This window comes from Sphingomonas sp. LR59 (assembly GCF_036855945.1).
Lineage (GTDB): Bacteria > Pseudomonadota > Alphaproteobacteria > Sphingomonadales > Sphingomonadaceae > Sphingomonas.
Window position 1 is genome coordinate 283,669 of the sequence record NZ_JASPFL010000001.1, and the last position, 23,678, is coordinate 307,346.

Annotated in this window: 23 protein-coding genes, 1 tRNA gene and 1 pseudogene; 12 read left to right on the forward strand and 13 right to left on the reverse strand. The window is 65.2% G+C overall.

The features are described from left to right. Position 1 precedes the first annotated feature (1 nt). Positions 2–1,336 carry a 3-phosphoshikimate 1-carboxyvinyltransferase gene (aroA, locus tag QP164_RS01355; RefSeq protein ID WP_333921881.1) on the reverse strand — a complete coding sequence of 445 codons (1,335 nt, stop codon included), beginning with the start codon at positions 1,334–1,336 and terminating at the stop codon, positions 2–4. A 98-nt stretch (positions 1,337–1,434) separates the two neighbouring features. Here aroA and QP164_RS01360 point away from each other — a divergent pair, with 98 nt between their 5' ends. Continuing rightward, positions 1,435–1,761, forward strand: coding sequence for a TIGR02300 family protein (locus QP164_RS01360; RefSeq protein ID WP_031395784.1), 327 nt, complete (start codon positions 1,435–1,437; stop codon positions 1,759–1,761). Positions 1,762–1,844: 83 nt separating this feature from the next. Continuing rightward, positions 1,845–1,920, forward strand: a tRNA-Ala gene (locus QP164_RS01365). Positions 1,921–2,066: 146 nt separating this feature from the next. Here QP164_RS01365 and QP164_RS01370 read toward each other — a convergent pair. From QP164_RS01370 to QP164_RS01380, 3 genes are all read right to left on the reverse strand, one after another. Next, positions 2,067–3,860, reverse strand: coding sequence for an autotransporter domain-containing protein (locus QP164_RS01370; RefSeq protein WP_333921882.1), 1,794 nt, complete (start codon positions 3,858–3,860; stop codon positions 2,067–2,069). 107 nt (positions 3,861–3,967) lie between these two features. Beyond that, positions 3,968–4,966: an inorganic phosphate transporter gene (locus QP164_RS01375; RefSeq protein WP_332755243.1), complete on the reverse strand. Its 999-nt coding sequence runs from the start codon at positions 4,964–4,966 to the stop codon at positions 3,968–3,970. Positions 4,967–5,141: 175 nt separating this feature from the next. Continuing rightward, positions 5,142–6,260, reverse strand: a complete 1,119-nt coding sequence (locus QP164_RS01380; protein WP_132897737.1) for a DUF47 family protein — start codon at positions 6,258–6,260, stop codon at positions 5,142–5,144. Positions 6,261–6,454: 194 nt separating this feature from the next. Here QP164_RS01380 and QP164_RS01385 point away from each other — a divergent pair, with 194 nt between their 5' ends. Beyond that, positions 6,455–6,619, forward strand: a complete 165-nt coding sequence (locus tag QP164_RS01385; protein ID WP_165911472.1) for a hypothetical protein — start codon at positions 6,455–6,457, stop codon at positions 6,617–6,619. A gap of 103 nt (positions 6,620–6,722) precedes the next feature. On the opposite strand, the pseudogene QP164_RS01390 reads toward QP164_RS01385, so the two are convergent. Next, positions 6,723–8,047 (reverse strand): annotated as a pseudogene (locus tag QP164_RS01390) (MFS transporter). A gap of 114 nt (positions 8,048–8,161) precedes the next feature. On the opposite strand from QP164_RS01390, the gene pgsA reads away from it, so the two are divergent. From pgsA to QP164_RS01405, 3 genes are read left to right on the forward strand one after another with little or no spacing between them, the layout of a single operon-like run. Beyond that, positions 8,162–8,713 (forward strand): CDP-diacylglycerol--glycerol-3-phosphate 3-phosphatidyltransferase, encoded by a 552-nt coding sequence (gene pgsA, locus QP164_RS01395; protein WP_333921883.1) that lies wholly within the window; start codon positions 8,162–8,164, stop codon positions 8,711–8,713. Positions 8,714–8,715: 2 nt separating this feature from the next. Then, positions 8,716–8,973, forward strand: a complete 258-nt coding sequence (moaD, locus tag QP164_RS01400; protein ID WP_132738967.1) for a molybdopterin converting factor subunit 1 — start codon at positions 8,716–8,718, stop codon at positions 8,971–8,973. Then, positions 8,970–9,419 carry a molybdenum cofactor biosynthesis protein MoaE gene (locus QP164_RS01405; protein WP_333921884.1) on the forward strand — a complete coding sequence of 150 codons (450 nt, stop codon included), beginning with the start codon at positions 8,970–8,972 and terminating at the stop codon, positions 9,417–9,419. Before moaD ends, QP164_RS01405 begins: the two co-directional genes overlap by 4 nt. Before the next feature lie 104 nt (positions 9,420–9,523). Here the strand turns inward: QP164_RS01405 and QP164_RS01410 are convergent, their stop codons facing one another. The 3 genes from QP164_RS01410 to QP164_RS01420 form a co-directional block, all read right to left on the reverse strand. Then, positions 9,524–10,129 carry a fasciclin domain-containing protein gene (locus QP164_RS01410; protein WP_132738962.1) on the reverse strand — a complete coding sequence of 202 codons (606 nt, stop codon included), beginning with the start codon at positions 10,127–10,129 and terminating at the stop codon, positions 9,524–9,526. Positions 10,130–10,264: 135 nt separating this feature from the next. Further along, positions 10,265–10,888 (reverse strand): fasciclin domain-containing protein, encoded by a 624-nt coding sequence (locus QP164_RS01415; RefSeq protein ID WP_243643339.1) that lies wholly within the window; start codon positions 10,886–10,888, stop codon positions 10,265–10,267. 90 nt (positions 10,889–10,978) lie between these two features. Continuing rightward, positions 10,979–11,881, reverse strand: a complete 903-nt coding sequence (locus tag QP164_RS01420; protein WP_333921885.1) for a hydrogen peroxide-inducible genes activator — start codon at positions 11,879–11,881, stop codon at positions 10,979–10,981. Positions 11,882–12,026: 145 nt separating this feature from the next. Between QP164_RS01420 and QP164_RS01425 the strand changes: the two genes are divergently transcribed. Together QP164_RS01425 and QP164_RS01430 are read left to right on the forward strand one after the other, a co-directional pair. Beyond that, positions 12,027–12,572 (forward strand): peroxiredoxin, encoded by a 546-nt coding sequence (locus tag QP164_RS01425; RefSeq protein ID WP_055879693.1) that lies wholly within the window; start codon positions 12,027–12,029, stop codon positions 12,570–12,572. A gap of 126 nt (positions 12,573–12,698) precedes the next feature. Beyond that, a complete protein-coding gene (locus QP164_RS01430; protein WP_333921886.1) occupies positions 12,699–13,217 on the forward strand; it encodes a carboxymuconolactone decarboxylase family protein in 519 nt (172 codons plus the stop codon). Positions 13,218–13,332: 115 nt separating this feature from the next. Here QP164_RS01430 and QP164_RS01435 read toward each other — a convergent pair whose 3' ends face one another. Then, positions 13,333–14,100, reverse strand: coding sequence for a sulfite exporter TauE/SafE family protein (locus QP164_RS01435; protein WP_056052944.1), 768 nt, complete (start codon positions 14,098–14,100; stop codon positions 13,333–13,335). A 175-nt stretch (positions 14,101–14,275) separates the two neighbouring features. Here QP164_RS01435 and epsC point away from each other — a divergent pair, with 175 nt between their 5' ends. Beyond that, positions 14,276–14,968, forward strand: a complete 693-nt coding sequence (gene epsC / locus QP164_RS01440; protein ID WP_132738953.1) for a serine O-acetyltransferase EpsC — start codon at positions 14,276–14,278, stop codon at positions 14,966–14,968. 13 nt (positions 14,969–14,981) lie between these two features. Then, positions 14,982–15,320: a DUF2794 domain-containing protein gene (locus QP164_RS01445; protein ID WP_132897741.1), complete on the forward strand. Its 339-nt coding sequence runs from the start codon at positions 14,982–14,984 to the stop codon at positions 15,318–15,320. Positions 15,321–15,464: 144 nt separating this feature from the next. Here the strand turns inward: QP164_RS01445 and QP164_RS01450 are convergent, their stop codons facing one another. Both QP164_RS01450 and pncB read right to left on the reverse strand, forming a co-directional pair. After that, positions 15,465–18,200 carry a TonB-dependent receptor domain-containing protein gene (locus tag QP164_RS01450; protein ID WP_333924152.1) on the reverse strand — a complete coding sequence of 912 codons (2,736 nt, stop codon included), beginning with the start codon at positions 18,198–18,200 and terminating at the stop codon, positions 15,465–15,467. A 332-nt stretch (positions 18,201–18,532) separates the two neighbouring features. Beyond that, entirely contained in the window at positions 18,533–19,837 is a 1,305-nt protein-coding gene (gene pncB, locus QP164_RS01455) for a nicotinate phosphoribosyltransferase (RefSeq protein WP_132897742.1), read from the reverse strand. Positions 19,838–19,921: 84 nt separating this feature from the next. Between pncB and QP164_RS01460 the strand changes: the two genes are divergently transcribed. Continuing rightward, positions 19,922–20,434 carry a hypothetical protein gene (locus QP164_RS01460; protein ID WP_333921887.1) on the forward strand — a complete coding sequence of 171 codons (513 nt, stop codon included), beginning with the start codon at positions 19,922–19,924 and terminating at the stop codon, positions 20,432–20,434. A 484-nt stretch (positions 20,435–20,918) separates the two neighbouring features. Beyond that, a complete protein-coding gene (locus QP164_RS01465; protein ID WP_333921888.1) occupies positions 20,919–21,521 on the forward strand; it encodes a Spy/CpxP family protein refolding chaperone in 603 nt (200 codons plus the stop codon). 40 nt (positions 21,522–21,561) lie between these two features. Here the strand turns inward: QP164_RS01465 and QP164_RS01470 are convergent, their stop codons facing one another. Continuing rightward, positions 21,562–22,293, reverse strand: a complete 732-nt coding sequence (locus tag QP164_RS01470; RefSeq protein WP_333921889.1) for an EF-hand domain-containing protein — start codon at positions 22,291–22,293, stop codon at positions 21,562–21,564. 34 nt (positions 22,294–22,327) lie between these two features. After that, complete coding sequence (locus QP164_RS01475) at positions 22,328–23,095, reverse strand: sensor histidine kinase (protein ID WP_333921890.1); 768 nt, start codon at positions 23,093–23,095, stop codon at positions 22,328–22,330. Positions 23,096–23,678: the final 583 nt, after the last annotated feature.

Sequence of the window (23,678 nt, forward strand, 5' to 3'; positions counted from 1 at the left end):
CTTAATTCCCCCGGCCGGTAAGCGCATCGAGCGACCGGAAGAACACGGGATAGCTCGTCGCCACCGGCGATACATCATCGATCGTGACGGGCTCAGCGGCGCCAAGTCCAGCCACCACCATGCTCATTGCGATGCGGTGGTCGAGTTTCGAGGCGATCCGAGCGCCACCGCGAATCGCCGCGCCGCCCGACCCGGTGATCGCCATGCCGTCCTCATACTCCTCGCAAACGACCCCGCATGCTTCGAGCGCGATCCGCATCGTCGTGATCCGGTCCGATTCCTTGACCCGCAACTCATGCGCGCCGCGCGCGATCGTCTTGCCGGTCGCGAAGGCGGCGGCGGCGAACAACACCGGATATTCGTCGATCATGCTCGGCGCGAGATCGGCCGGCACCTCGATCGCGGTCAGCGGAGCATGCCGCACCCGCAGGTCGGCGACCGGCTCGCCACCGACGATGCGCGGGTCGAGCTCGGTAATATCCGCGCCCATCATCCGCAAAGCCGTGACGATCCCGATCCGCGTCGGGTTCAGCCCGACGTTGCGCACGACGATGTCCGACCCCGGCACGATCGACGCAGCGACCAGCCAGAACGCCGACGACGACGGATCGCCCGGCACGACGATATCCTGCGGCCTCAGCTCCGCTTCGCCGGTGATCGAAATGATGCGGCCCTGGTTCGTCTCCTCGACGGTCAGCTTCGCGCCGAACCCCGTCAACATCCGCTCGCTATGATCGCGCGTCGCGACCGGCTCGATGACCCGCGTGATCCCCGGCGTGTTGAGCCCTGCCAGAAGGATCGCCGACTTCACCTGCGCCGACGCGACCGGCAGCGTGTATTCGATCGGCACCGCCGGACACATCCCGCGCACCATCAACGGCAAGCGTCCGCCCGGCGAAGACGTGATGTCCGCCCCCATCTGCGACAGCGGCTCGATCACCCGCCCCATCGGCCGCCCCGACAGCGACGCGTCGCCGGTAAAGGTGCAGGTAATCGGATGGCTCGACACGAGGCCCATCAGCAACCGCGTCGACGTGCCAGAATTGCCCATCTCCAGCGCGGTCTCGGGCTGGAGAAGTCCGCCCACGCCGACGCCGTCCACGGTCCAGATACCATCCTCGCCTCGCTCGATCGTCGCACCCATCGCGCGCATCGCCGCGGCAGTGGCGAGCACGTCCTCGCCCTCCAGCAGCCCCTCGATTCGACTGGTGCCGACCGCCAAGCTCGCGAACATCAGCGCGCGGTGGCTGATCGACTTGTCGCCGGGGACCGCGATCGAACCGGTCAAAGGACCGCGTGCGACGACGTCCATCGAAGTGGGGAGGGGGTGTGCCATGGGGCCGCGCTTTTGACAGTGGCCTTGCGCTATGGCAAGGCGCGCCCACTTTGCGAGGGTATCCCCCGCAATCCATTCATCCGAAAGGTTCTATCGGCATGATCAAGCCGGAATGGGGCACGAAGCGTTCGTGCCCGAAATGCGCGACGCGTTTCTACGACCTCGAAAAAGCCGACCCCGTGACCTGCATCGAATGCGGGTATGCATGGGAGCCCGAGCCCATCCTGAAGTCGAAGCAGCCGCTGCCGTTCGAGGTCGCCAAGCCCGACACCAAGAAGCCCGACGCGGATCTCGAGGGTGACGAGGAAGAGGACATCGCCTCGATCACCGGCGAGGACGAAGAGCCGTCGGCGGACGACGAAGTCGATCTCGGCGGCGACGACGACCTCGGCGTCGAGACGCCGCAGGACGAGCACGAGCGTTAAGTTTGAATATTTTTGGCAGGCGGCATTTACGCCGCTTGCCAACCCGGGCGGGTCCGGTTAGTGACCCGCCTCCCAACGGGAATGGGGCCGTAGCTCAGCTGGGAGAGCGTTCGCATGGCATGCGAAAGGTCAGGGGTTCGATCCCCCTCGGCTCCACCATTTCCGTTGATGACCGGTCGATTGGACCGTTGTCCCAGATAGCGCGATCAGGTCTGACGGAAACGTCGTTGGCCTGTTGCCTCAGCCCGCCTCGAACGGTGTTCGGGACGCGGCGCCTCCACATCCCGAACACCGTCGCCACGCAGCTAGAACGCGGCGGATAGCCCTGCGAACGCCGAGACGCTGTCGCGGTCGTCGCGCAACGCGTAGCCGGCGACACCCGCGCGGAGCGACAACTGCCCCGCGACATTGCCGTCCACACCCATCGCGTAGCTCATGTAACTGCGATCGGCACGTTCCACCGTGCTCGTGAAGCTGATCGGAGCACCGGTCGGGGTCAGCGTCAGTGTCCGCGGATCGTCGTCGAACTCGCGCTCGTAGCCGGCGCGGGCGAAGAATCGCACGGGTTCGCCCGGGACGGTTCGGACCACCGCGCCGAACCGGCCGGTCAGGCTTTTCACCTCCTGCTTGCCGAATGCCGCCGCGGTCGAGAACCCGCCGGTCTCGACATAGCCGGCGATCCGGACCCGGTCGTATTGCGCCGCGAGGTCGGGGCCGAACGCCACGCTGCCGAGCGTGATCAGATCGAACGCGGCGGTGACGCGGCCGGCGACATAGGTGCCGTCGGTTTCGCCCTCGTGCGAGCGGATCGCCGGGCCAAGCTGGACGGTGCGGCGAATGTGGCGATAGTCGATCTCGCCGTACGTCCCGTCCGCGAGCAGGCGAACCGGGCCGAGTTCGCCGCGCGCGTAGCCGCTGACCGACCACGCGCGCGGCTTGTAGGTGCCGGCGCCGGCCTTGAAGTCGCCGGTGCCGTCCGAATAGCCGCCAGCTACGCCGACTCCCGACGCGTCGCCGATCGCGAGGTCGGCACCCGCGGTACCGCTAAAGCCGCGCTCGGTGATCCCGACGCGCTGGGCGGAGGTGCCGCTCGCATAATAATGATAGCCCGCACTGCCGAACAGCGACAGCGCATGGCCGCTACGCTGCGCGCCGCCGCGCTCGGCGCCTTCGAACAGGTCGCGCTGGCCGCGGAACATCGCTTGTGCGGCATAGCCGAGCCCGGCGATCTGGTCGGGGGCCTGGACGAGGCTGGCCACTGCCTGCCCCTGGATGCGCTGCGTCTTGCCCGACGGGTGGACGCTATCGGCCAGGATATACGTCTCGTTGGCGTCGGGCGAGACGAGCGTCGCGCGCGTGCAGGCCAGCGACGAGGGCACGGTGCAGGCGACGCCGGTGATGTTGGTGTAGCCATAGGTCGCGGGGCTGGCGACGAGTTCGCCGAACAGCCGGTCGGTATCGAAATACAGCGCGTTCACGTTCGCCGCCGCCAAGGCCGCCGCGTAGGTCCGGTTGAACAGCTGGAGCCCGGCCGCGCCGCCGGTCTGGACCGCGAGCGTGACGATCCGCGTGGCGCCCGCCGTCTGGAGCCGGCTGACCTGCGCGGCAAGCTGGGTCGCTGCCGTCGTCAGGATCGCGGTGTTGGTGCTGCCCGCCGCCTGGAACGCGAAATAGTCGTTTCCGCCGCCCTGGATATAGACGAGATCGCGCGGACCGAACGTGCCGCCGGCGGCGAGGAAGTTGCTGATCTGGGTCGTGACCGGGATGGAAAATCCATTGGCCGCCGTCACGCGTGCGCCGCCGACCGCGTAATTGGTCCCGCCCTTGCCGTAGACCGGATCGAGCGGCAGGCCGAGTCGCGCCGCGAGGACTTCGGGCGAGACCGGGTCGGGGTTGGTCGTGAAACTGCCCGCATCGCGCGGCAGGCTTGGATCGAGCGTCAGATAATAGCCGCCGTCGGCGAGGCTGTCGCCGAACACTATCATGCGGTTATAGGTCTCGCTCGCCGCGACGCTCGTCGGGCTGGCGGTCTGTGCCTGGCCCGGACTCGCCACGCTTAGCGCGGTCCCGACCAGCAACGCCGTATAGGTCGTCTTCATGATGTCCTCTCCCTGGCGGCGAGGGATCATTGTCCTTCGCTCGACCGGGAGTGTCGGAGCCGGTTACGGCTGCGTCAATAGACTGTCGCTTAGGGGTGGCGGGCCGTTCAGACGAACAGCCCGACCAGCAGATAGGTGCCTGCGCCGATCAATCCGGCCGCCGGCAGCGTCAGCGTCCAGGCGACGACGATGTTGCTCGCCACGTTCCAGCGCACCGCAGACAGGCGCCGGGCGGCGCCGACGCCGACGATCGAGCCGGTGATGGTGTGAGTCGACGAGACCGGGATGCCCCAGAAGGTCGCGGCGAACAGCGTGATCGCGCCGCCGGTCTCCGCGCAGAACCCTTGTGCCGGTGTCAGCCGCGTGATCTTCGAGCCCATCGTGTGGACGATCCGCCAGCCACCCGACAGCGTGCCGAGCGCCATTGCCGCCTGGCAGGATAGCACGACCCAGAGCGGCACGTGAAACTCGCCGCCGAGCAGGCCCTGAGAATAGAGCAGCACGGCGATGATCCCCATCGTCTTCTGTGCGTCGTTGCCGCCGTGGCCGAGCGAGTAGAGCGCGGCGGAGATCAGCTGGAGCTTGCGGAAGCGCTTGTCGACGCCGAGCGGGGTGAGCTTGAGGCTGGTCCACGCGACGATCAGCACCAGCACGAGCGCAAGCATCAGGCCGATCGCGGGCGACGCGAAGATCGCGAGGACGGTCTTGATCACGCCGCTCCAGACGATCGCGCCAAAACCGATCTTGGCGATACCCGCGCCGAGCAGCCCGCCGATCAGCGCGTGGCTGCTGCTCGACGGGATACCGAGCACCCAGGTGATGACGTTCCACGCGATCGCGCCGATCAGCGCGGCGAAGATCACCTGCGCATCGATAACGTGCGCCTGGACGATCCCGGTACCCACGGTCTGCGCGACGTGGAGGCCGAACACCGCGAACGCGATGAAGTTGAAGAACGCCGCCCATAGGACGGCATACTGCGGTTTCAGGACGCGCGTGGAGACGACGGTGGCGATCGAGTTCGCCGCGTCATGCAGTCCGTTCAGGAAGTCGAACAGCAGCGCGATGCCGATGAGGCCGATGAGAAGGGGAAGGGAGAGGATCATGCGGTTGCCGCCCTATCCGCTACCATTTCACCCCCGGCGAAGGCCGGGGTCCAATTGGGAAGGCTTTAGTAACCGCGCGCCGTCCTCAATTCCGTCCTCAATTATCGCCGTCCCCCAATTGGGCCCCGGCCTTCGCCGGGGAGCTCCGTGGGAGGCCTGGGACCCGAACGACACATCAAGCATGGTCGATGACCAGCCCCTGAATCTCGTTCGCCACATCCTCGAAGCGATCGACGATCTTTTCCAGGCTGCTGTAGATCTCGCGGTTGATGATGAAGGTCATCGGGTCCGCACTGATCTTCGACGCCTGGAACAGCGCGCGCAGGCCCGTGTCGTGGATGTCGTCGGCATGCCCCTCGATCTGGATCAGCCGCGCTGTCAGGTCGTGCAACCGCCCCGCGTTAGTGCCGAGCGACCGCAGCAGCGGAATCGCCTCTGCGGTAATCCGAGCGGCCTCGACGATGATGCCGGCCATGTCGCGCATCTGCGGCGAGAACTCGGTGACTTCGTACAGCGCGATCGCGTTGGCGGTGCCGTTCATCTGGTCGATCGCGTCGTCCATCACGCCGATCAAATCCGTGATCGCGCTGCGGTCGAACGGCGTCACGAACACGCGGCGGACGTCCTGCAACACCTCGCGCGTGATATCGTCGGCCTCGTGCTCGCGCTTGACGATCTCGGCGATCTGACCCTCGATCGAGCCTTCGCCGTGGAGCAGCCGTGCAAGCGCATCGGCACCGGCGACCAGAGTCGCGGCATGCGCGTCGAACAGTTCGAAGAACCGTCCCTGCTTCGGCATCAGCGACTGGAACCAGCCCAGCATCGGAATTCTCCTTTTCGCACTCGTGCGTACGACGGGTAAAATACGTTGCGCGAGCGACGCCGGGATCGGCGGCTCGCGGAAGGCAGCGATCAGCGCCTTCAGGCCGGGCTCATTGACAGCGTCTGCCGCGCGATCAAGCGTAAACCAGCGTGTGTCGCGTTGATGACGCTCCGGCCAGTCGTCGACCTGCTCGACGAACGCGAGCGGAAACACGGTGACGATCATGTCGCGGTAACGGCCCGTGCGACGGCGTTTGCGATAGGCGAATTGTCCCACGGGCGAGGGGCAGGGGATGCCGCGGATGCCGGCTTCCTCATAGGCCTCCTGCGCGGCGGCCTCGTGGCTGGCGAGGCCTACAATGGGGTTGCCCTTGGGGATCACCCAGCGGCCGGTGTCGCGCGAGGTGATCAGCATCACGCGGGCGTGGCCAGCTTCGTCGATCACATAGGGAAGTGCGCCGATCTGCTCGATGGTCTGGGTCCTCGCACCCGCAGAATCGCGGGGAAAGTCCGAAGCTTATACGCACGAAACCGGTAAGGACAGCGTCCTGCACAAGCGCTGATCTGCGTTAGGATGGCCGCAATTCCGTCCCATTCCTGGACGGCGCATATTTAACCATTTTTGCCGCTGGTCGAAATAGTAAACGCCGCGTTAACGTTTCCATCATGACCAGACGCCTAGTCCTCACTAACGAAGCCGCCCGCCATCCGCTGCGCCGTTCGTTGCCGCCGCCGGTAATCGCTAGCGCGAAGAACGACGATCAGGACGTGAAGCTGTTCCTGCTGAGCTTTGCGGCATTCTTTACGTGCTTCTACAGCTTCATTTTCTAGGCGTACGCCCCCGCTTTTCCGTTCGTGCTGAGCGCAGTCGAAGCACCTGCCTTCGGGACTCACCCTTCGACTTCGCTCAGGGCGAACGGATTTGGGTGTGAGGTTATCCCCTCAACGTCGGCAAGCACCCGACGGCATCGTCGTCACACGCGCGGTGCAGCTTCTGCGCCAGCCAAGCCGAGACCAGGCACATCGCCGCGACCAGGAACAGCATGTCCTCCGGCGTCACGCCCATCGCGGTAATGCCGATCACCAGAATCGAACCGATCGTCATCGCGCCCGAATTGACGACATTGTTCGCCGCGACGGTCCGCGCAGTCTGGTCCTTCTCGACGGTCGTCGTCAGGAACGCATAGAGCGGCACGACGAACATTCCGCCGGTGATCGCGATTGCTAGCAGCGTCGCGAGCACGGGGATCGCGCCCGGCTGATGAATGAAGCCCGCCCAGTCGTAATATTGCCCCGCCGGTGCAGGCGTCCAGTTCCGCGCCAGGAACGAGAACAGCACTACGAAGCCGCCCATCGCGATCACCGACGCCGGCGAGAACTTCGCCGAGATCCGCCCGCGCAGCATCGAGTTGATGACCACCGACCCGATCGCGACTCCGACCGAGAACACCGCGATCACGAAGCTGGCGACTCGCTCGTCGGCGGTCAGCACGTTCTTCACCAAGGGCGGGAAGACGATGATCAGCACCGCGCCGATCGTCCAGAAGAAGCTGATCGCGACGATCGCGAGAAACAGCCGCGGGATGTGCAGCGTCGCGCTGATCAATCGCCACGATGCCGTGAACGGGTTGTAGTCAAGCTTCAGCGGCGGACCTTCGCGGGGTGCGGGGGCACCTGTCGGCCGGCGAACCAGCCGACCAGCGCGACGATCAACACGCTAGCAGCGGCGCCCTCGATCGGGATCCAGCCCGCGGTCACCGTGCCGAGCAGGATCGCGAGATACGTCCCGGCTTCAACGAGGCCCGTGCCACCGAGCACATCGCACGGTTTCAGATGCTGCGGCAGGATCGCGTATTTGATCGGCCCGAAGAACGTCGAGTGCACGCCGAGGCACAGTACCGCGCCGAGCATCAGCCCGATTCCCAGCGACGGATGTCCGAAGCGCGCGACCATCAGCCCGGTCGCGCCCAGGATCATGATGCCGATCTCGACCGTCTTCACGATCCGGATGATCCGCGCCTTGTCTTCGCTGTCCGCCAATTGCCCGGCGAGCGCGGACAGCAGGAAGAACGGCAGGATGCCGAGTCCCGTCGCCAGCGCGTTGAAATTGGCCTCCATCTTCGGATCGTTGAAGACCGCATAGGTCGCGAACAGGACCATCGAGGTCTTGAACAGGTTGTCGTTGAACGCGCCGAGAAACTGCGTGGTGAACAGGGGCAGGAAGCGACGTTGCTTCAGCAACCCGAGGGCATTGAGCATGCGAGAAATCGCCCAGATCGTTGCGAAAATACGCTAAACCCTTAGCCCAGCGCCATGCTCACGCCAACGCTTAAACCGGTTTCGCCGCGCGACCGACCGGTATAGAGGTAATGGGTGCTGAGCTTGCCTAACCTCCTGACATTGTCGCGGATCGTCGCGGTGCCCCTGCTGGTCTGGTTCCTGTGGTGGCCCGACTGGGAGGCGGGGTACGGCATCGCCTTCGTGCTGTATTGCCTGATGGGCATCACCGATTATTTCGATGGTTACCTCGCGCGGTCGAGCGGCGCGGTGTCGCGGCTGGGGATCTTCCTCGATCCGATCGCCGACAAGATCATGGTTGCCGCGGTGATCCTGATCCTGGTCGGCACGCGCGATATTGCCGGCATCCATGTGATCGCCGCGCTGGTGATCCTGCTGCGCGAGATCGCGGTGTCGGGCCTGCGCGAGTTTCTTGCGCAGGTGCAGGTTTCCGTTCCCGTGTCGAAGCTCGCCAAGTGGAAGACGACGCTGCAGCTCGTATCGCTCGGCGGCATCATCCTTGGCGGTTCGGTGCCCGAAATGGTCTGGGTCCATACCGTCGGCATCGTCGCGCTGTGGGGTGCGGCCGTCCTCACGTTGCTGACCGGATGGGATTACCTCCGCGTCGGCCTGAAGCACATGGACTGAAAATGACGGTACGGATGGTGTATTTCGCCTGGGTGCGCGAGCGCATCGGTACGGGCGAGGAATCGGTCGAGCCGCCTGCGAGCGTAGTGACGGTGGCCGATCTGGTCGACTGGCTGGCGGAAACGAGCGAGGCACACGCGGGCGCGTTCGAGAACCGCTCGCGGTTGCGCGCAGCGATCGATCAGGACTTCGTCTCGCTCGATACGCCGATCGGTCGGGCGCAGGAGATTGCGATCTTCCCACCGGTGACCGGCGGATGATCCATATTTCGGTCCAGCAGTCGTCGATCGATATCGCGGCTGAAATGACGCGCGCCGAGGCGGCAGGGGCCGGCGCGGTGGCGACGTTCACCGGCCTCGTACGTGCGGACGATGGCGTCGGTACGCTCGAACTCGAACATTATCCCGGTGCGACCGAAGCGGCGTTGCTGAAGGTTGCCGAGGTCGCGATCGAACGCTGGCAGCTAAGCGGCGCGATCATAGTGCACCGGGTCGGGCCGATGCATCCGGGGGAGCGGATCGTGTTCGTTGCAGCGACGGCGGCGCATCGCGGCGCGGCGCTGGAGGCCTGTGCGTATTTGATCGATCGGCTAAAGACCGATGCGCCGTTCTGGAAGCGCGAGACCCGTGGTGCGACGGCTAGCTGGGTCGAAGCTCGCGATGCGGATGACGCGGCAGCTTCACGCTGGGATAAGCCGCAGGATTAAACTGAAGAATGTTCTCCCGCGAAGGCGGGAGCCCAGACTGGGTCCCCGCCTTCGCGGGGAAACAAAGGGGGCTGCACTCACTAATGGAGTTGCAGCCCCTCAGATCAGCCGAGCTTCGGAACGCTCATGCCATTGGTCAAGTGGACGACGCCATTCGTCTCCTTGATGTCGGCCGTATCGACATACGCCTTGATCCCGGCGGTGTCGGTCAGCTCGATGTTGCCGTTCGGGCCAAGCGAGGCGATAAGCGGTTGCCCGGCGAGCGTCGTCAGCGTGGCCTTGCCACCACCAGCAGTGATCTGCGCCTTAAGCTGGTCCGACGTGATCGCACCGGCGACGACGTGATACTTGATGATCGTCGCGAGCGTCGGTGCGGATTCAGGCTTCAACAGCGTGTCGAGCGCACCGGCGGGCAGACGGGTGAACGCCTCGTCGCTCGGGGCGAACACGGTGAACGGGCCGGGGCCTGCGAGCGTCGTCTGCAACTTTGCCGCGGTCACCAGCTTGGTCAGCGTCGCGCGGTTCGGCAACGTCGGCAGCGCAGCGGCGATCGTGGTCGTCGCCGCGGCGGTCGGCGCGGCCGGCACTGCGCCAGCAGGCGCGGTCTGCGGCGTTGCAGGTGCAACTGGCGTGGTCGTCTGTGCAGTCGCACCAGCGGCAAAGATAAGGCTCGATGCGGCTGCAATCAGAAGGTTCGTCTTAACAGTCATCTGCGACTCCAAATATCATTGATGGGACGGTTATAAGCTCAAAAGAAAATCTAGGGACGCGTCCGGTTCGTCTGCAATGTTTTCGCGGACCAGCCGCGGCATCTATGCGACGAACCGAGCCTTAAGCCTTGCGGATCAGCTCAGTTTCGGCACGATTACGCCATTGACGACGTGCACGACGCCGTTCGACTGACGCACGTCGGCGGTCTCGATATAGCTCTTGTTACCGTTGACGTCGGTCAGCGCGATGACTGCGCCGACCAGCGTCGCGGTGATCGGGTCGCCCTCGACCGTCGTCAACGTCGCCGTACCGCCGCCGGCCGCGATGCGCTGGCGAAGATCGTCCGCGGTGATCGCCCCCGACACGACGTGATACGTCAGGACCTTCGTCAGCGAAGCCTTGTTCTCCGGCTTCAGCAACGTATCGACCATGCCCGGTGCGAGCCGGCCGAACGCGTCGTTGGTCGGCGCGAACACCGTGAACGGCCCCGGACCCGAGAGCGTGCCGACCAGATCGGCGGCCTTCACCGCAGCGACCAGCGTCGACAGGTTGGGGGCGGCGGACGCGTTGTCGACGATCGTCCGCGTGGCCATCATCGGCACGCCGCCGACCGTGGGATTGGCGACCGCAGGCGGGCCGTTCGGCACCGCCAGCGCGGGATTGGTCGACGGACTGGCCACGTCGTCCTTCGATTTGCCACTGCACGCCGCGAGCGCCAGTGCGCTCGTCATCAGCAGTAGCGGAAGCGTCTTCGACATCATCGGGTCTCCAGCGGGAACTCGCGAAACATACGATCGAACGCCGAGTTGGTTGCGCATCCGTGCCAATCTCACGGCGAGCCGAGCCGGTTACTGAACGTCGGCGAGCGCCTTTGCCATCAATCGAAAGTCCTTTTCCCGCGGGCTCGCCCGCCGCCAGACCAAGGCGATTTTCCGCACCGCGTTGATCTCGTCGAGCGGCCTGGCCGTAATGTTGGTGTTGTCGAGGATGCCGGCCTTCAGCGCCATCTCGGGCAGCATCGTGATGCCAAGCCCGTTGTCGACCATCTGCACGATCGTGTGCAGCGACGTGCCCAGCATCGTCGCCTCCGCGCGCAATTCCGGCCGGTTGCATGCCCCGAGCGCGTGATCCTTCAGGCAATGCCCGTCCTCAAGCAGCAACAACCGGGTCTCGTCGATCGCCGACGCCGGGATCGCGGGCAGCGCGGTCGGCTCCTCGCCCGACGGATAGGCGACGAACAGACGATCCTCGAACAGCGTCTCGGACGTCACTTCGCCGCACGCATAGGGAAGCGCGAGCAGCACGCAGTCGGTCCGGCCACTGTGCAACCCCTCGCACGCCGGACCACTAGGCTCCTCGCGCAGGAACAGCTTGAGGTCGGGATAGTCCTTCCGCAACCGCGGCAGGATCCTCGGCAGCATGAACGGCGCGATCGTCGGAATAACGCTCATCCGCATGTCGCCCGACAGCGGCTGACCGGCGGCGCGCGCCATGTCGCCCAGTTCCTCCGCCTCGCGCAGCACGCGCCGCGCCTTGTCGGCGATCCCGTCGCCCAGGGGCGTGAACCGCACGACTCGCCGGGTCCGCTCGACCAGCACCACGCCGATCAGCGTTTCGAGCTCGCGCAGCCCCGCCGACAGCGTCGACTGCGTCACGAAACACGCCTCCGCCGCGCGCCCGAAATGGCCGTGATCCTTCAGCGCAACCAGATATTGCAACTGTTTCAACGTAGGTAGGTAGGTCGCAGCCATTAATCGCCTCTATCGATCATCAGATGATAAATAGAGCGTTGGATCGATTACACCAGCCCCCTATACCGCAATGCACAACAACCGAGCGGGCCAACCGCCGCCCTTGAGGATGCCTGGAGCCAATTATTTCCAGGAGGCTTCCATCATGTTGACCATCGGCGACCAGTTCCCATCGATGACCATTCCCGTCCAGCAGGGCACCGCCGCGCTGCCCGCCGGCGAGACGCTCGACCTGACGACGGCATATCCCGGCAAGTGGAAGGTGCTGTTCTACTGGCCGAAGGACTTCACCTTCGTGTGCCCGACCGAGATCGTCGGCTACAGCGACATCCGCGGCGATTTCGAGGACCGTGACGCCGTGCTGATCGGCGCGTCGACCGACACCGCGCACGTCCACCTCGCCTGGCGCAAGTCGGACGCGGACCTTGCCGCAGCGGACTTCCCGTGGCTTGCGGATAACGGCGCGAAGCTCGCCGACGCGCTCGGCATCGTCGACAAGAACGAACATGTCGCGTTCCGTGCGACCTTCATCATCGATCCGGACAACGTCATCCAGGCGGTCCAGGTCAACGGCCTGAACGTCGGCCGCAACCCCGCCGAGACGCTCCGCGTGCTCGACGCGCTGCAGACCGACGAGCTCTGCCCGTGCAACTGGAACAAGGGCGACGACGTCCTCCAGCTGGCTGCGTAACTAAAACTCCCCTCCCGTTCACGGGAGGGGTTGGGGAGGGCGTGTCCATACGGGCCGCCCTCTCTTTTTGTCTCCAGTCCCTCCCCGACCCCTCCCGCAGGCGGAAGGGGAGCAGAAGGAATTATCATGTCACTCAAGGAATTCGCGGGCACGCTGCCCGATTACGCCAAGGACATCCGCCTCAACGTCGGTTCGCTCCTGAACGAGACTCACCTCACCGACCAGCGCAAATACGGCCTGCTGCTCACCTGCGCACACGGCTCGGGCTACAAGCCGCTGGTCGAGGCCGCCGAAGCCGAATGCGCGCCGAAACTCTCGCCCGAGGCGGCCAATGCAGCGCGTGCAGCGGCCGCGGTGATGGCGATGAACAACGTCTATTACCGCTTCACGCACCTCGCCGGGAACCAGGAATACCGCAACATGCCGGCCAAGCTGCGCATGAACGTGATCGGCCAGCCCGGCATCGACAAGGTCGACTTCGAGCTGTTCAGCCTGGCCGTGTCGGCGATGAACGGCTGCGGCATGTGCATCGACAGCCACGAGCAGATTCTGAAGAAGGCCGGCGTGACCGCCGAGGCGATCCAGACGTCGGTACGGATCGGCGCGGTGATGGCGGCAGTAGCGACGATCCACGCAACGCTGTGACTTCTGTTCCCCTCCCGCTTGCGGGAGGGGTTAGGGAGGGGCTTCTCTTCCAACCGCGCCGGCGTATTGAGGCCAGCCCCTCCCCGACCCCTCCCGCAAGCGGGAGGGGAGTTGGTCAGTGCCAGATCGCGCGGTACAGCCCGAACAAACTCGTGATCGTCAGGATCACCCCGACCAGCACCATCAACGTCTTGGCCGGCACGCGCTTCGCCAGCATCGCGCCGAACGGGGCCGCCAGCACGCCGCCGATCAGCAACCCCACGGTGGCCTGCGTAAACGCCGCCCAGCCGAGCTGCGTGATGAATGTCGCCGAGATCGTCGCGGTCAGGAAGAATTCCGCGGTGTTGACCGTGCCGATCGTGGTGCGCGGCGATGCGCCCTGCACCAGCAGGTTCGACGTCACCACCGGCCCCCAACCGCCACCGCCCGCCGCGTCGAGAAACCCGCCGACCAGCCCGAGCGGCTCGACGATCTTCGGCTCCTTCTGCTTCGGCGGATAGCGCAAGCCCCGGTACAACAGGTACACGCCGATCGACGTCAGATACGCGAGGATGAACGGTTTCGCCGTGCTCGCATCGATGTTCGACAGCACGTACGCGCCCAGCACGCCGCCGATCACGCCCGGGATCATCAGCCGCAGGAACAGCGTCCAGTTGACGTTCTTGTGCAGCACATGGCTGATCCCCGACACAGCGGTCGTGAAGGTCTCGACGGTATGCACGCCAGCCGACGCCGCGGCCGGTGGCACGCCGACCCACAGCAGCAACGTGTTCGAAATCACCCCGAACGCCATCCCCAGCGCGCCATCGACGATCTGCGCGGCGAACCCGACCAGGATGAACGGCAACAGCGTCTCGAAGCTCAAGGTCGTCAGGTCGAACATCGGCATCCCCTCAATATCGCGCACAGAGTGCAACGCGCGGGCTTATCCCACAACAAAGATAGGCTTTACCCCGATCCCGGCAGTCCGATGTGGGGGCCTGAGGCGGCCCTTGCGCCCGGTTCTGGAAATCGGTCGTTCGATACCCTAGATACGGAAATCGCGAAGGGGACTGCGGATGTCGAGCGGATTACTGGCCTATCTGGATTCGATCCGCGCCCGCGATCCCGCCCCGCATTCGCGCGCCGAAATCATGCTGTACCCTGGCGTCTGGGCGCTCGGCTATCACCGCATCGCGCACCGCCTGTACAAGGCGAAACTCTATTTCCTCGCGCGCTGCGTCAATCACTGGTCGCGCTTCACGACCGCGATCGACATTCATCCCGGCGCGACGATCGGCCGCAATTTCTTTATCGACCACGGCTTCGTCGTGATCGGCGAGACCGCGGAAATCGGCGACGACGTCACGATCTACCAATGCGTCACGCTTGGCGGTACCAGCCCCGACAACGGCGTGCAGGGCAAGCGCCATCCGACCATTTCCGACGGCGCCATCATCGGCTCGGGCGCGCAGGTGCTGGGGCCGATCACGCTCGGCAAGCGCTCGCGCGTCGGCGCCAACGCGGTCGTTACGCGCGACGTGCCGGCGGGGACGACGGTGGTCGGCATCCCCGCCCGCGCGACCACGATCGAGGGTGGCAACGCACCCGAGATGCCGCGGTTCGTGCCCTATGGTACGCCGTGCAGCGAGTCGTTCGATCCCGCGACGCAGAAGATGGAGATCATGCGTTGCGAGCTCGAGACGATGCGCAAGCGGCTCGACGCGTTGCTCGCCGATGGTCTTCCCGAGGATCGACGCGACCGCGCATGATGGTGGATAATTGATGGGCGTCGTACCCTTTCCGATACCGTCCAAAGCGACGCAGGTCGGCTTCGAACGCCTCGAACTCAACCGGATCCTCGACCTCTACGGCCGGATGGTCGCAGCGGGGCATTGGCGAGATTACGCGATCGATCTCGGCACGGACGCCGCCGTTTTCGCCGCCTTCCGTCGCGCCGCCGAGCGGCCTGAATTCAGGATCGAGAAACGCCCGTCGTTGCGCAACAAACAGGGCATGTGGGCTCTGATCGGCGAGGGCGGCGCGGTAGTGAAGCGCGGCCATGAGCTTGGCCCGGTGCTGGCCCCGGTAGAACGCCGCTTCATGAAGCTCGTCGAGGACTGAGTTCCCGTCATCCTGACGAAAGTCAGGATCCAGAGTTACAAAGGACGTCGCGCGTTACTCTGAATGTGATTTTCATCAGGATGACGGGAGGCGGTCCGCCCGCCATCGGCGGACTGCCTTCCCCACTAGATCACGCCCGCGGGATCAAAGCCCCCACGACAGACGGATATACCCGAACTGCCCCGGCACATCATACGTGGTTGGATCATAGTTCGGCCCGGTGCAGCTGAAGCAGGCCGGCGGGTCTTGGTTGAACACGTTGTTGACGCCGATCGTCAGGCCCAACCGGTTCTCCAGCCAGCCCGGCGCCAACGTTAGCTGGACGTCGCCGTAGAAGGTGCTGTCGAGCTTTTTACCATCGGCTTCCTTCACGCTGTTGATGTAGCGCCCGGTGAACGACGCGCGCGCCGCGCCGATATCCCAGTCGATCACCGCATTGCCCTTGAACTTCGGGTAGGACTGGTCGGGGAAGCCGCGCGTCGTGCCGCGGTAGTCGGTGGTGGTGAAGCCCGTCGCCGCCGGGAACGTCTCGGTGTATTTCAACAGGATGTTGCCGTTGAGCGACAGCCCGAACGTCCCCGCCGAGGTGCGTGGCGAGCGATAGATCGCGGTCACGTCGACACCGCGCGTGCGGATCCCGCCGATATTCTGCAACTGCGCATTGATCCGCGAGATCAATCCGTTCGAGGTCCGGGTGATCGCCGCGCAACTCAGCGCATCGCCGGTTTCCGCGCACCGGCTCAGCGTTAGCTGTGCCGCGACCGGTGCGATCGCGTCGCTCACCTTGATGTCGTAGTAATTGCCCTCGAGGCTCAGCTGGCTCGCAAAGCCGCTGGTTCGAGCCCAGTTCGGCGCATAGACGCCGCCGAACAGCCAGGTCCGCGAGGTTTCCGGCTTCAACGCGCTGTTGCCGCCGGTCAGCACGCCCAGCTGGCCGCCATTGGGCTCCTGGTAACTGCCGTTCGCGGGTACGCCGTTCGCGGTGCAGTTCGCCCGCACCGTGGCCGAGCTCTGATACGGCGACCCGGCGACGTTGGTGCAGGGATCGTCGATCGGCGCATCCGACCGCGATTCCGCCCCGAACAACTCGCCGATGCTCGGGGCGCGGAACCCCTGCGCATAGGAGGCACGGAACAGCAGGTCGCTGACCGGCTTCCACAGGCCGCTGCCGGTATAGGTCGTGTTGCTGCCACTCGTCGAATAGTTCGAATGCCGCACCGCGCCGCCGACTTCGAGCGAGTGGATCAACGGGGTGTCGTGGATCAGCGGCACGCGCAGCTCGGCATAGACCTCGTCCGAGTTGAAATGGCCGCGCGCGGGCTGCGCCGGAATGTCCGCGCCAAGCCCTGCGGTGATCAGCGGGTCGGGCGTGAAGCTGCCATATTGAACGCGGTGCTCATACCCTGCGGCGATACCGACCGGGCCGGCGGGCAGGTTGAACAGGTCGCCGGAGATGTTGGCAGTATAATCCTCCAGGCTCTGCGAACTGCGCGCGCGCTCGTCGAATGCGATATAGGCGAGCATCGCCGGCGTCACCGAGCCGGCCCCGCCGAAGATGTTGAACGGGACGCATGCGCCGGTGCAATTCGCGACCGGGCCGAGCGCCTGTTGCAGCAACGCCGCATTGATGTTGCCGGTGAACAGCTGCTTGGCATCGTTGAAGCCCAGGACAGCGTTGGCATCCCAGTAGAATTTACGGCTGCCGACCATGAACGAGCCATCGAGCGTCGCGGTCGCCGACATCGTGTCGACGGTCTGCGTATAGGTGCGCTGCCCCGCTTCGACGAGACGACGACGCACCGTCGAGTAATTCGCCGGCGCATTGCCCGCGCCGCCCGCCGACAGCGTATAGCCGAACGGATTATACGGGTTGGTCGCATCGATCGAGATCGTGTCGAGCAGATTGCCGTTGCCCGCATCGGGCCCGACGAACAGCGGCAGGAACGCCGCCTGGTTCTGTGAATTGCGCCGCGTGTAGTTCATCTTCACGCGCAGGTTCACGCTGTCGGTCAGCTCCTGCTTGGCGCTGACGAAGAAGCCGTAGCGCTCCGACGGCGTCAGGAAATAGTTGAACGGTGCGAAGTTGAATCGGTCCGAGGTCGTGAGCAGACGGTAGTCGCTGTTCGCGCCGGTCGGGTTCGCCGCGTCGTAGCGCGGCCGACCGAGGATCGGTGCCGACTTCAACGTCAATGCTGCGCCGGTCAGCTGGACATAGCCGTTCACCGTCGCGCTCGAACAGCCGCCGATCGGATCGGTGCAGCTCGTCTGGCCAGGGTTGGGGAATTGCGAGATCGCGCGGTCGCCGGTGCGGACCGCTTCCTGCTTCACGTAACTCCCGCCGAACACCACGCTCGTCCGCGGCGCCTGGATCCCGTAGCTGACGTTGTAGTCCTGCGTATGCCCGTCGCCCTGACGGAACGTACCAAACTGCGCGGAGGCCTTCAGCCCCTTTTGCTGCGACTTGGTGATGATGTTGACGACGCCGGCCAGCGCGTCGGACCCGTAGAGTGGCGACTGGCCCGACTGGAGGATCTCGATCCGCTCGATCGAGCCGACCTGGATCGTGTTGAGATCGACCGTCGAGGGAATCCCGCTCGCCGACGCGCCGTTGACGAAGCGCAGGCCATCGACCAGCACCAGCGTCCGCTTGGCGGTGAGATAGCGCAGATCGATCTCCGCCGACCCGGCGCCGACGCCGCCGCCGTCGGGCGGATTGCCAATGTTCCCCGAGTTATTGGCCTTCGAATTGAGCCCCCGGCCGCACTCGGCAGCCGCTGGAGCACGTCGGCGACCGACGACAGCCCGGTCCGCTGGATCGATTCCGCATCGACCGTGATGACCGGCGAAGGCTGCGACAGCGGATCGCGACGGATACGCGATCCGGTGACGACGATCTCTTCCCCGCTGGTCTGATCAACGGGTGGCGTGGCCTCCGCCGCGGGTGTCGTGACGGTTTGCGCGTGGACCGGCGCCACTGCGACCATCGTCGCCAGGGCCAAACCACCGACGCTGGCATATCTGCTCGAATATTTGAACGTCTTCACTGCACGCATGAACCATCCCCCTGTTCGTGTTTCCGCACGGCATCCGCTCTTATATTTTGTATACGAATGATGGCTCAGGGGCGTAACGAAGCAAGGCAATACTGCCATGTGAAACAATTTTGTTGCAAAATGTGCTTGCTGTGTTGCGCGGATGCCACGTTTGGCGGGTTAGACCAGCACGGGTGCCGCGGCCCGATCGGCTTCGCCGAATACGCGCAAATAGCGCGCGATTTCGGAGGGTTCGCCGGTCGCCTTGGCGGGATTATCCGACAGCTTCACCGCCGGGCGCCCGTTCGCCTCGATCACCTTGCAGACCAGCGAGATCGGCTCCAGCGCCGCCGCGCCATCGGGATCGCAGCCGCGGAAATCGTTGGTCAGGTTGGTCCCCCAGCCAAAGCTCATCCGCACACGCCCATGGAAATGGCCATACACCTGCTCGATCGTGTCGATGTCCATCCCGTCGGAGAAGATCAGCAGCTTGGTCTTCGGATCGACGCCCTGTTGCTCCCACCAGCGGATGATCTGCTCGCCCCCCGCGATCGGCGGCGCGCTGTCGGGGCGGAACCCGGTCCACTCCGCCAGCCAGTGCGGCGCGTTGCGCAGGAACGCGGTCGTCCCGAACGCATCGGGCAGCGCGATCAGGAGGTTGCCATTATAATGCTGCCGCCAATGCTCGAGCACGCGGTACGGCGCGTCGGCCAGTTCGGCGTCGCTCTCGGCTAGCGCGGCGGTGACCATCGGTAGTTCGTGCGCGTTCGTGCCGATCGCCTCGAGGTCCGCGTCCATCGCCAGCAGCACGTTCGAGGTGCCGATGAACCGGTCGCCAAGACCTTCTTTGAGCGCCTCCACGCACCAGCGCTGCCACAGGAACCCGTGCCGCCGCCGCGTACCGAAATCCGACAGGACGAGATCGGGCAGCTCGCGCAACCGCTCGACCTTCTCCCACAGTTTCGCCTTGGCGCGCGCATAGACGATATCGAGTGCGAACCGGCCGCGATCGCGCAGGGCCGCACGCGATTTCAACTCGTTGATGATTGTCAGCGCGGGGATTTCCCACATCGTCGTGTGGGTCCACGGACCGTCGAAATGCAGCTCGTACTGCCCATCGACCTTCCGCAGGTCGTAGGCGGGCAGCTGGAACTCGCCGAGCCAGGCGAGGAACTCGGGTCCGAACATCTTCTGCTTGCCGTAGAAGCTGTTGCCCGCGAGCCAGATCAGCTCCTTCTTCGCGAACCTGAGCGTTCGGGCGTGATCGAGCTGCGCGCGCAGTTCGGCCTCGTCGACGATCTCCGCCAGCCGCACCGTCTTGGTCCGGTTGATCAGTGCGAAGGTGGCATGCACGTCCGGATAGACCTGCCGGATCATCTGCAACATCAGCAGCTTGTAGAAATCGGTGTCGAGCAGGCTGCGCACGATCGGATCGAGCCGGAAATTGTGATTGTACGTGCGGGTGGCGATATCGGTCACGGCCATGCGCGCGGGCTCCTGCGTTGCTTGGGGGTTGCGGGTGTCCGAGATGACGGGAGTGTGTCAAGCAGCGGCCAAAGGAGACGGGCGATGGCGCGGTTCGTGGTCGTGGTGGATACGCAGTGGGATTTCATGGCGGCGGACGGCGCGCTGAGCGTCGCGGGGGCCGAGGGACTGGTGGCGCCGATGCAGGCTTGGCTGTCGGCTTTGAAGCCCGGTGAAACCTTAGGTGTCCTCTTCACCTTCGACACGCATTTCCGCGAAACCTACGCCGCGTCGCCCGAGGCGGCGATGTTCCCGATCCACTGCGTCCGGGGGACGCGAGGGTGGGAGAACATGCTCGATGTGGCGTTGCTCGATCCGGCGATCCCGGCATGGCGGATCGAGAAGGGGTGTTCGACATGTGGGCCGAACCGGGGCTCGCGATCGAAGACGCACGCGATGCGAGCCGGACGATTCCCCGCGAAGAGTTCTTCGATCGCCTTGCCGCGCAACGGATCACCGACGTCACGGTCATCGGCGTCGCTGCGGACTATTGCGTCCGGTGGGCTGTCGAAGGTCTGGTCGATCGCGGTTTTGCGGTACGCGTTCCGGCCGCGTTGACGCGGGAATCGAGCGCCAGATCGACACGGTCGCAGCGCAAGATTTTGCCGGCAAGCGCCTCGAGATTTCGGCCGAACCAGCCTGACGCCACGCGTTCGTGCGCGCGCGGCGCAGGCCACGATCTTGCACGCCCGATCAATTGTCCCGCGTTTCGGATGGTGCCCTCGACAGGCATAGCATCGGTGTGTCCTCGAAATACTGCGGACAAGATTGGCGCGCAAAACTGCCTCCGGGGATCTCGGAGGGCAGTTTCATGCAGCACCAGTCAATATCGTCGCCCGAATGCGCGATCGGGCGTCACGCGCCGCGTTCGCGTCATCGGGATGTCCTGAGCGAACCGATCCAGCGATCCGCTTGTCGTCGGTGCGGTGCGACGATCGTCAAATCGGCGGTCAGCCGACGCTGGGTCATCTCCGGACTGCTCGGCTGAGATGCCCGAATTCATTATCAAAAGGGGAAAGACATGACGCCAAGGATAGTGCCGATGCTTGCACTGCTGATGGGAATGCCGGGTATTGCCAGTGCCCAGATGCAGCGGGCAGGGCCACCAAGGATCGACGTCGTGACGCTGCAACGGCGCGAGGCGGACGACATGGCGCTTCTGCTGCAGTTGCGGGCGGCGCAACGTCCGGCACTCGACGCATTTCTGCAGTCATTCGCACCGCCGCCGGCAATGCCGCACGGGGACAAGATGCGTGAGGCGATGCCGTCGGGCGGTTTCGAGCAGCATTTGCAACGCATGACGGAGATGACGGCCCAGCGCGCTGCCGATGACACCCGGCGCATCGCCGCAGCGCGAAGCTTCTATGATGGCCTGGATACGAAACAGCGCGCCGCGTTCGAGGCGTTGATGCGTCTACGTCACGGCCCCGCGATGATGGGCCCTCCCATGATGGGACCCCCGATGATGGGCTCCTCCATGATGGGACCCCCGATGATGGGACCGCCGATGATCAGGGCCATGCCGGGTAACCCGATGCGCGATCCCGACAGTGGCCCGTTTTTCGACGGCCCTGCGGGTGGCGGCGTACCGTCGCACGCAGGTTCGTCGCCGCAACCGCAAAAGGGGCCGGGCAGCGATCAGTAGACCGATACTCACGTGATGGGATCTCGGTGAACCCTCGTTATCAGGGTTGCTCCGAGTCCCTGTCGCGGTCGGGTTCGACCGGGGCATCGGATCCGTTGCGCCATGTCTCGGCCCCGGCGCGCGGCAATTCACCGCGCGTTATCGCGCCGTCGTGATTGCGGTCCAATGCCGCGAAACGAACCGTCGCGGTACTCGTGAATTCGCTGGCGTCGACACCGCGATTGCCGTCGCGGTCGGCGGTGATGACCGGCTCGGGAAAGTCGAAGAACCCGAACCGCGCCGCACCCTGACGTTCGCGGGGCACCGCAGTCTTGCTGGAACCACCATTGCCGAAGCGCATGCCGTCACCGCCGCCTCCGCCCGCGTTTCGACCGCCGCCGTTTCGACCGCCCCCGTTATCGCCACGCCGCCCGCCTCCTTCGGCCATGCGGCGACCGCCGACGACGCGGATTTCGGGGACGAGGACGTTTTCGTAAAATGCGATGTCGTCCGGGTCGATTTCCCCGTCCTTGCCGCGATCGAGCACCGCGAAAAAGCGCATCGCGTCGTGCTGGAACTCCGTCAGCGTAAGGCGTCCGTCGCCATCCGCATCCGCCCCAGCGAACCAAAGGGTTTGCGCGGCGCCGGGGCGAAGGATCGTGCGAAACGGCTCGCCCATCGGGCTGACGAACAATTGGCCGCGGCCACGCTCGGACGGATCGCCGGGGCGCGGGAGGTCGGCGGCACAGCCTGCCAGCGCGCCCGCCAGCCCGATGAGGATTACGCGTCGCATAGGAACTCCTTGTATGTCGACGGACAAAAAACGGTCAGCCTGGTAGCGTGATGCGGGCTCGCAACCCGCCTTCGGGGCGCATATCGAGTGTCGCATCGCCGCCATGCGCACGTGCCACCGCGCGGACGCTGGCGAGACCCAGTCCGATCCCGCCGGTATCGCGGTTGCGCGATTGTTCGGCGCGGAAGAACGGTTCGAACGCACGGATCAGGTCGTCGGGCTGCATGCCGGGGCCGCGGTCCTGCACTTCGATGACCACCGTGTCGCGGTCGCGGTACAGCAGCACCTCGGCATGACCGGCGTATTTGATCGCGTTGCCGACCAGGTTGCTGATCAACGCTTTTAGCGAGGGGGCATCGCCTTCGATCGTCAGGGGATCGCCGATCTGGAGCACGACGTCGTCGCCGCGGTCCGCGAACTCGTCGGTGACGCTCTCCGCCAGCGAGCGCAGATCCAGGCGTTGGCGACGAACATGGCGTGTCATGTCCCGGACGAACGCCATCGCCGCACCGATCCGATGGCTCATCTCCTGAATGTCGTCCTCGGTGGCGATGCGGATGTCCTCCGGCGCCTTTTCGAGCCGCAACGAGAGCCGCATCAACGGCGTTCGCAAGTCATGCGCGACCGCGGCGATCAGCGTCGTGCGATCCTCGACGTAGCGATTGAGCCGCTCCTGCATCACGTTGAAGGCGATTGCCGCCTCGGCGATCTCGGGCGGGCCGATCAGCGTCAACGGTTCCGCGCGCGGATCGCGGCCGAGGCGTTCGACCGCTGCCGTGAATTGGCCGATCGGCTTGACCACGCGTCGGGCGAGCGCCCAGGCGATCGGTGCAACGACTGCCAGCGCGACCAGAAACCACAGGATGATCCGGATCTCGCCACGGGCCCATGATCGCGCTGGTCGGGCGGATCACGCGCCATCTGCCGCCGCCGACGTCGATCGAAACGACGAATGGACCGAACAGCGCATTCTCCAGCGCGGCGAAATTATGATGCCGACGGGGTCCGATCGGCGGTCCCATCGGTATCGGCGGGCGCAGCGCATCCGCGAACATCGGACGTCCGGACCGCTCCGCCTCGACGACGACCGCGGTCGCGGGCAGGCCGAGGTCGGTGGCGATGATCGCGCCCAGCCGTCGGTCGCGCGGACTGTCGGTCGGGTTGGGCGCGCGGGTCGCAATCTCGGTCTTCAGCAGCTTGGCGGGATCGACCCCGGTGCGGGCGAACGCCGCTATTCGGGTGGTGGTGAAGATGATCGGCGTCGGCGGCGGCATCAACAGCAGCGTGGCGAAGTTCAGCACCTGGACCAGCAGCACGGTGATCAGCATGAGCGCGAAGATCTGCAGGAACAGCGGCCAGGATCGTTGCAGATTGCGCGCGGGCAC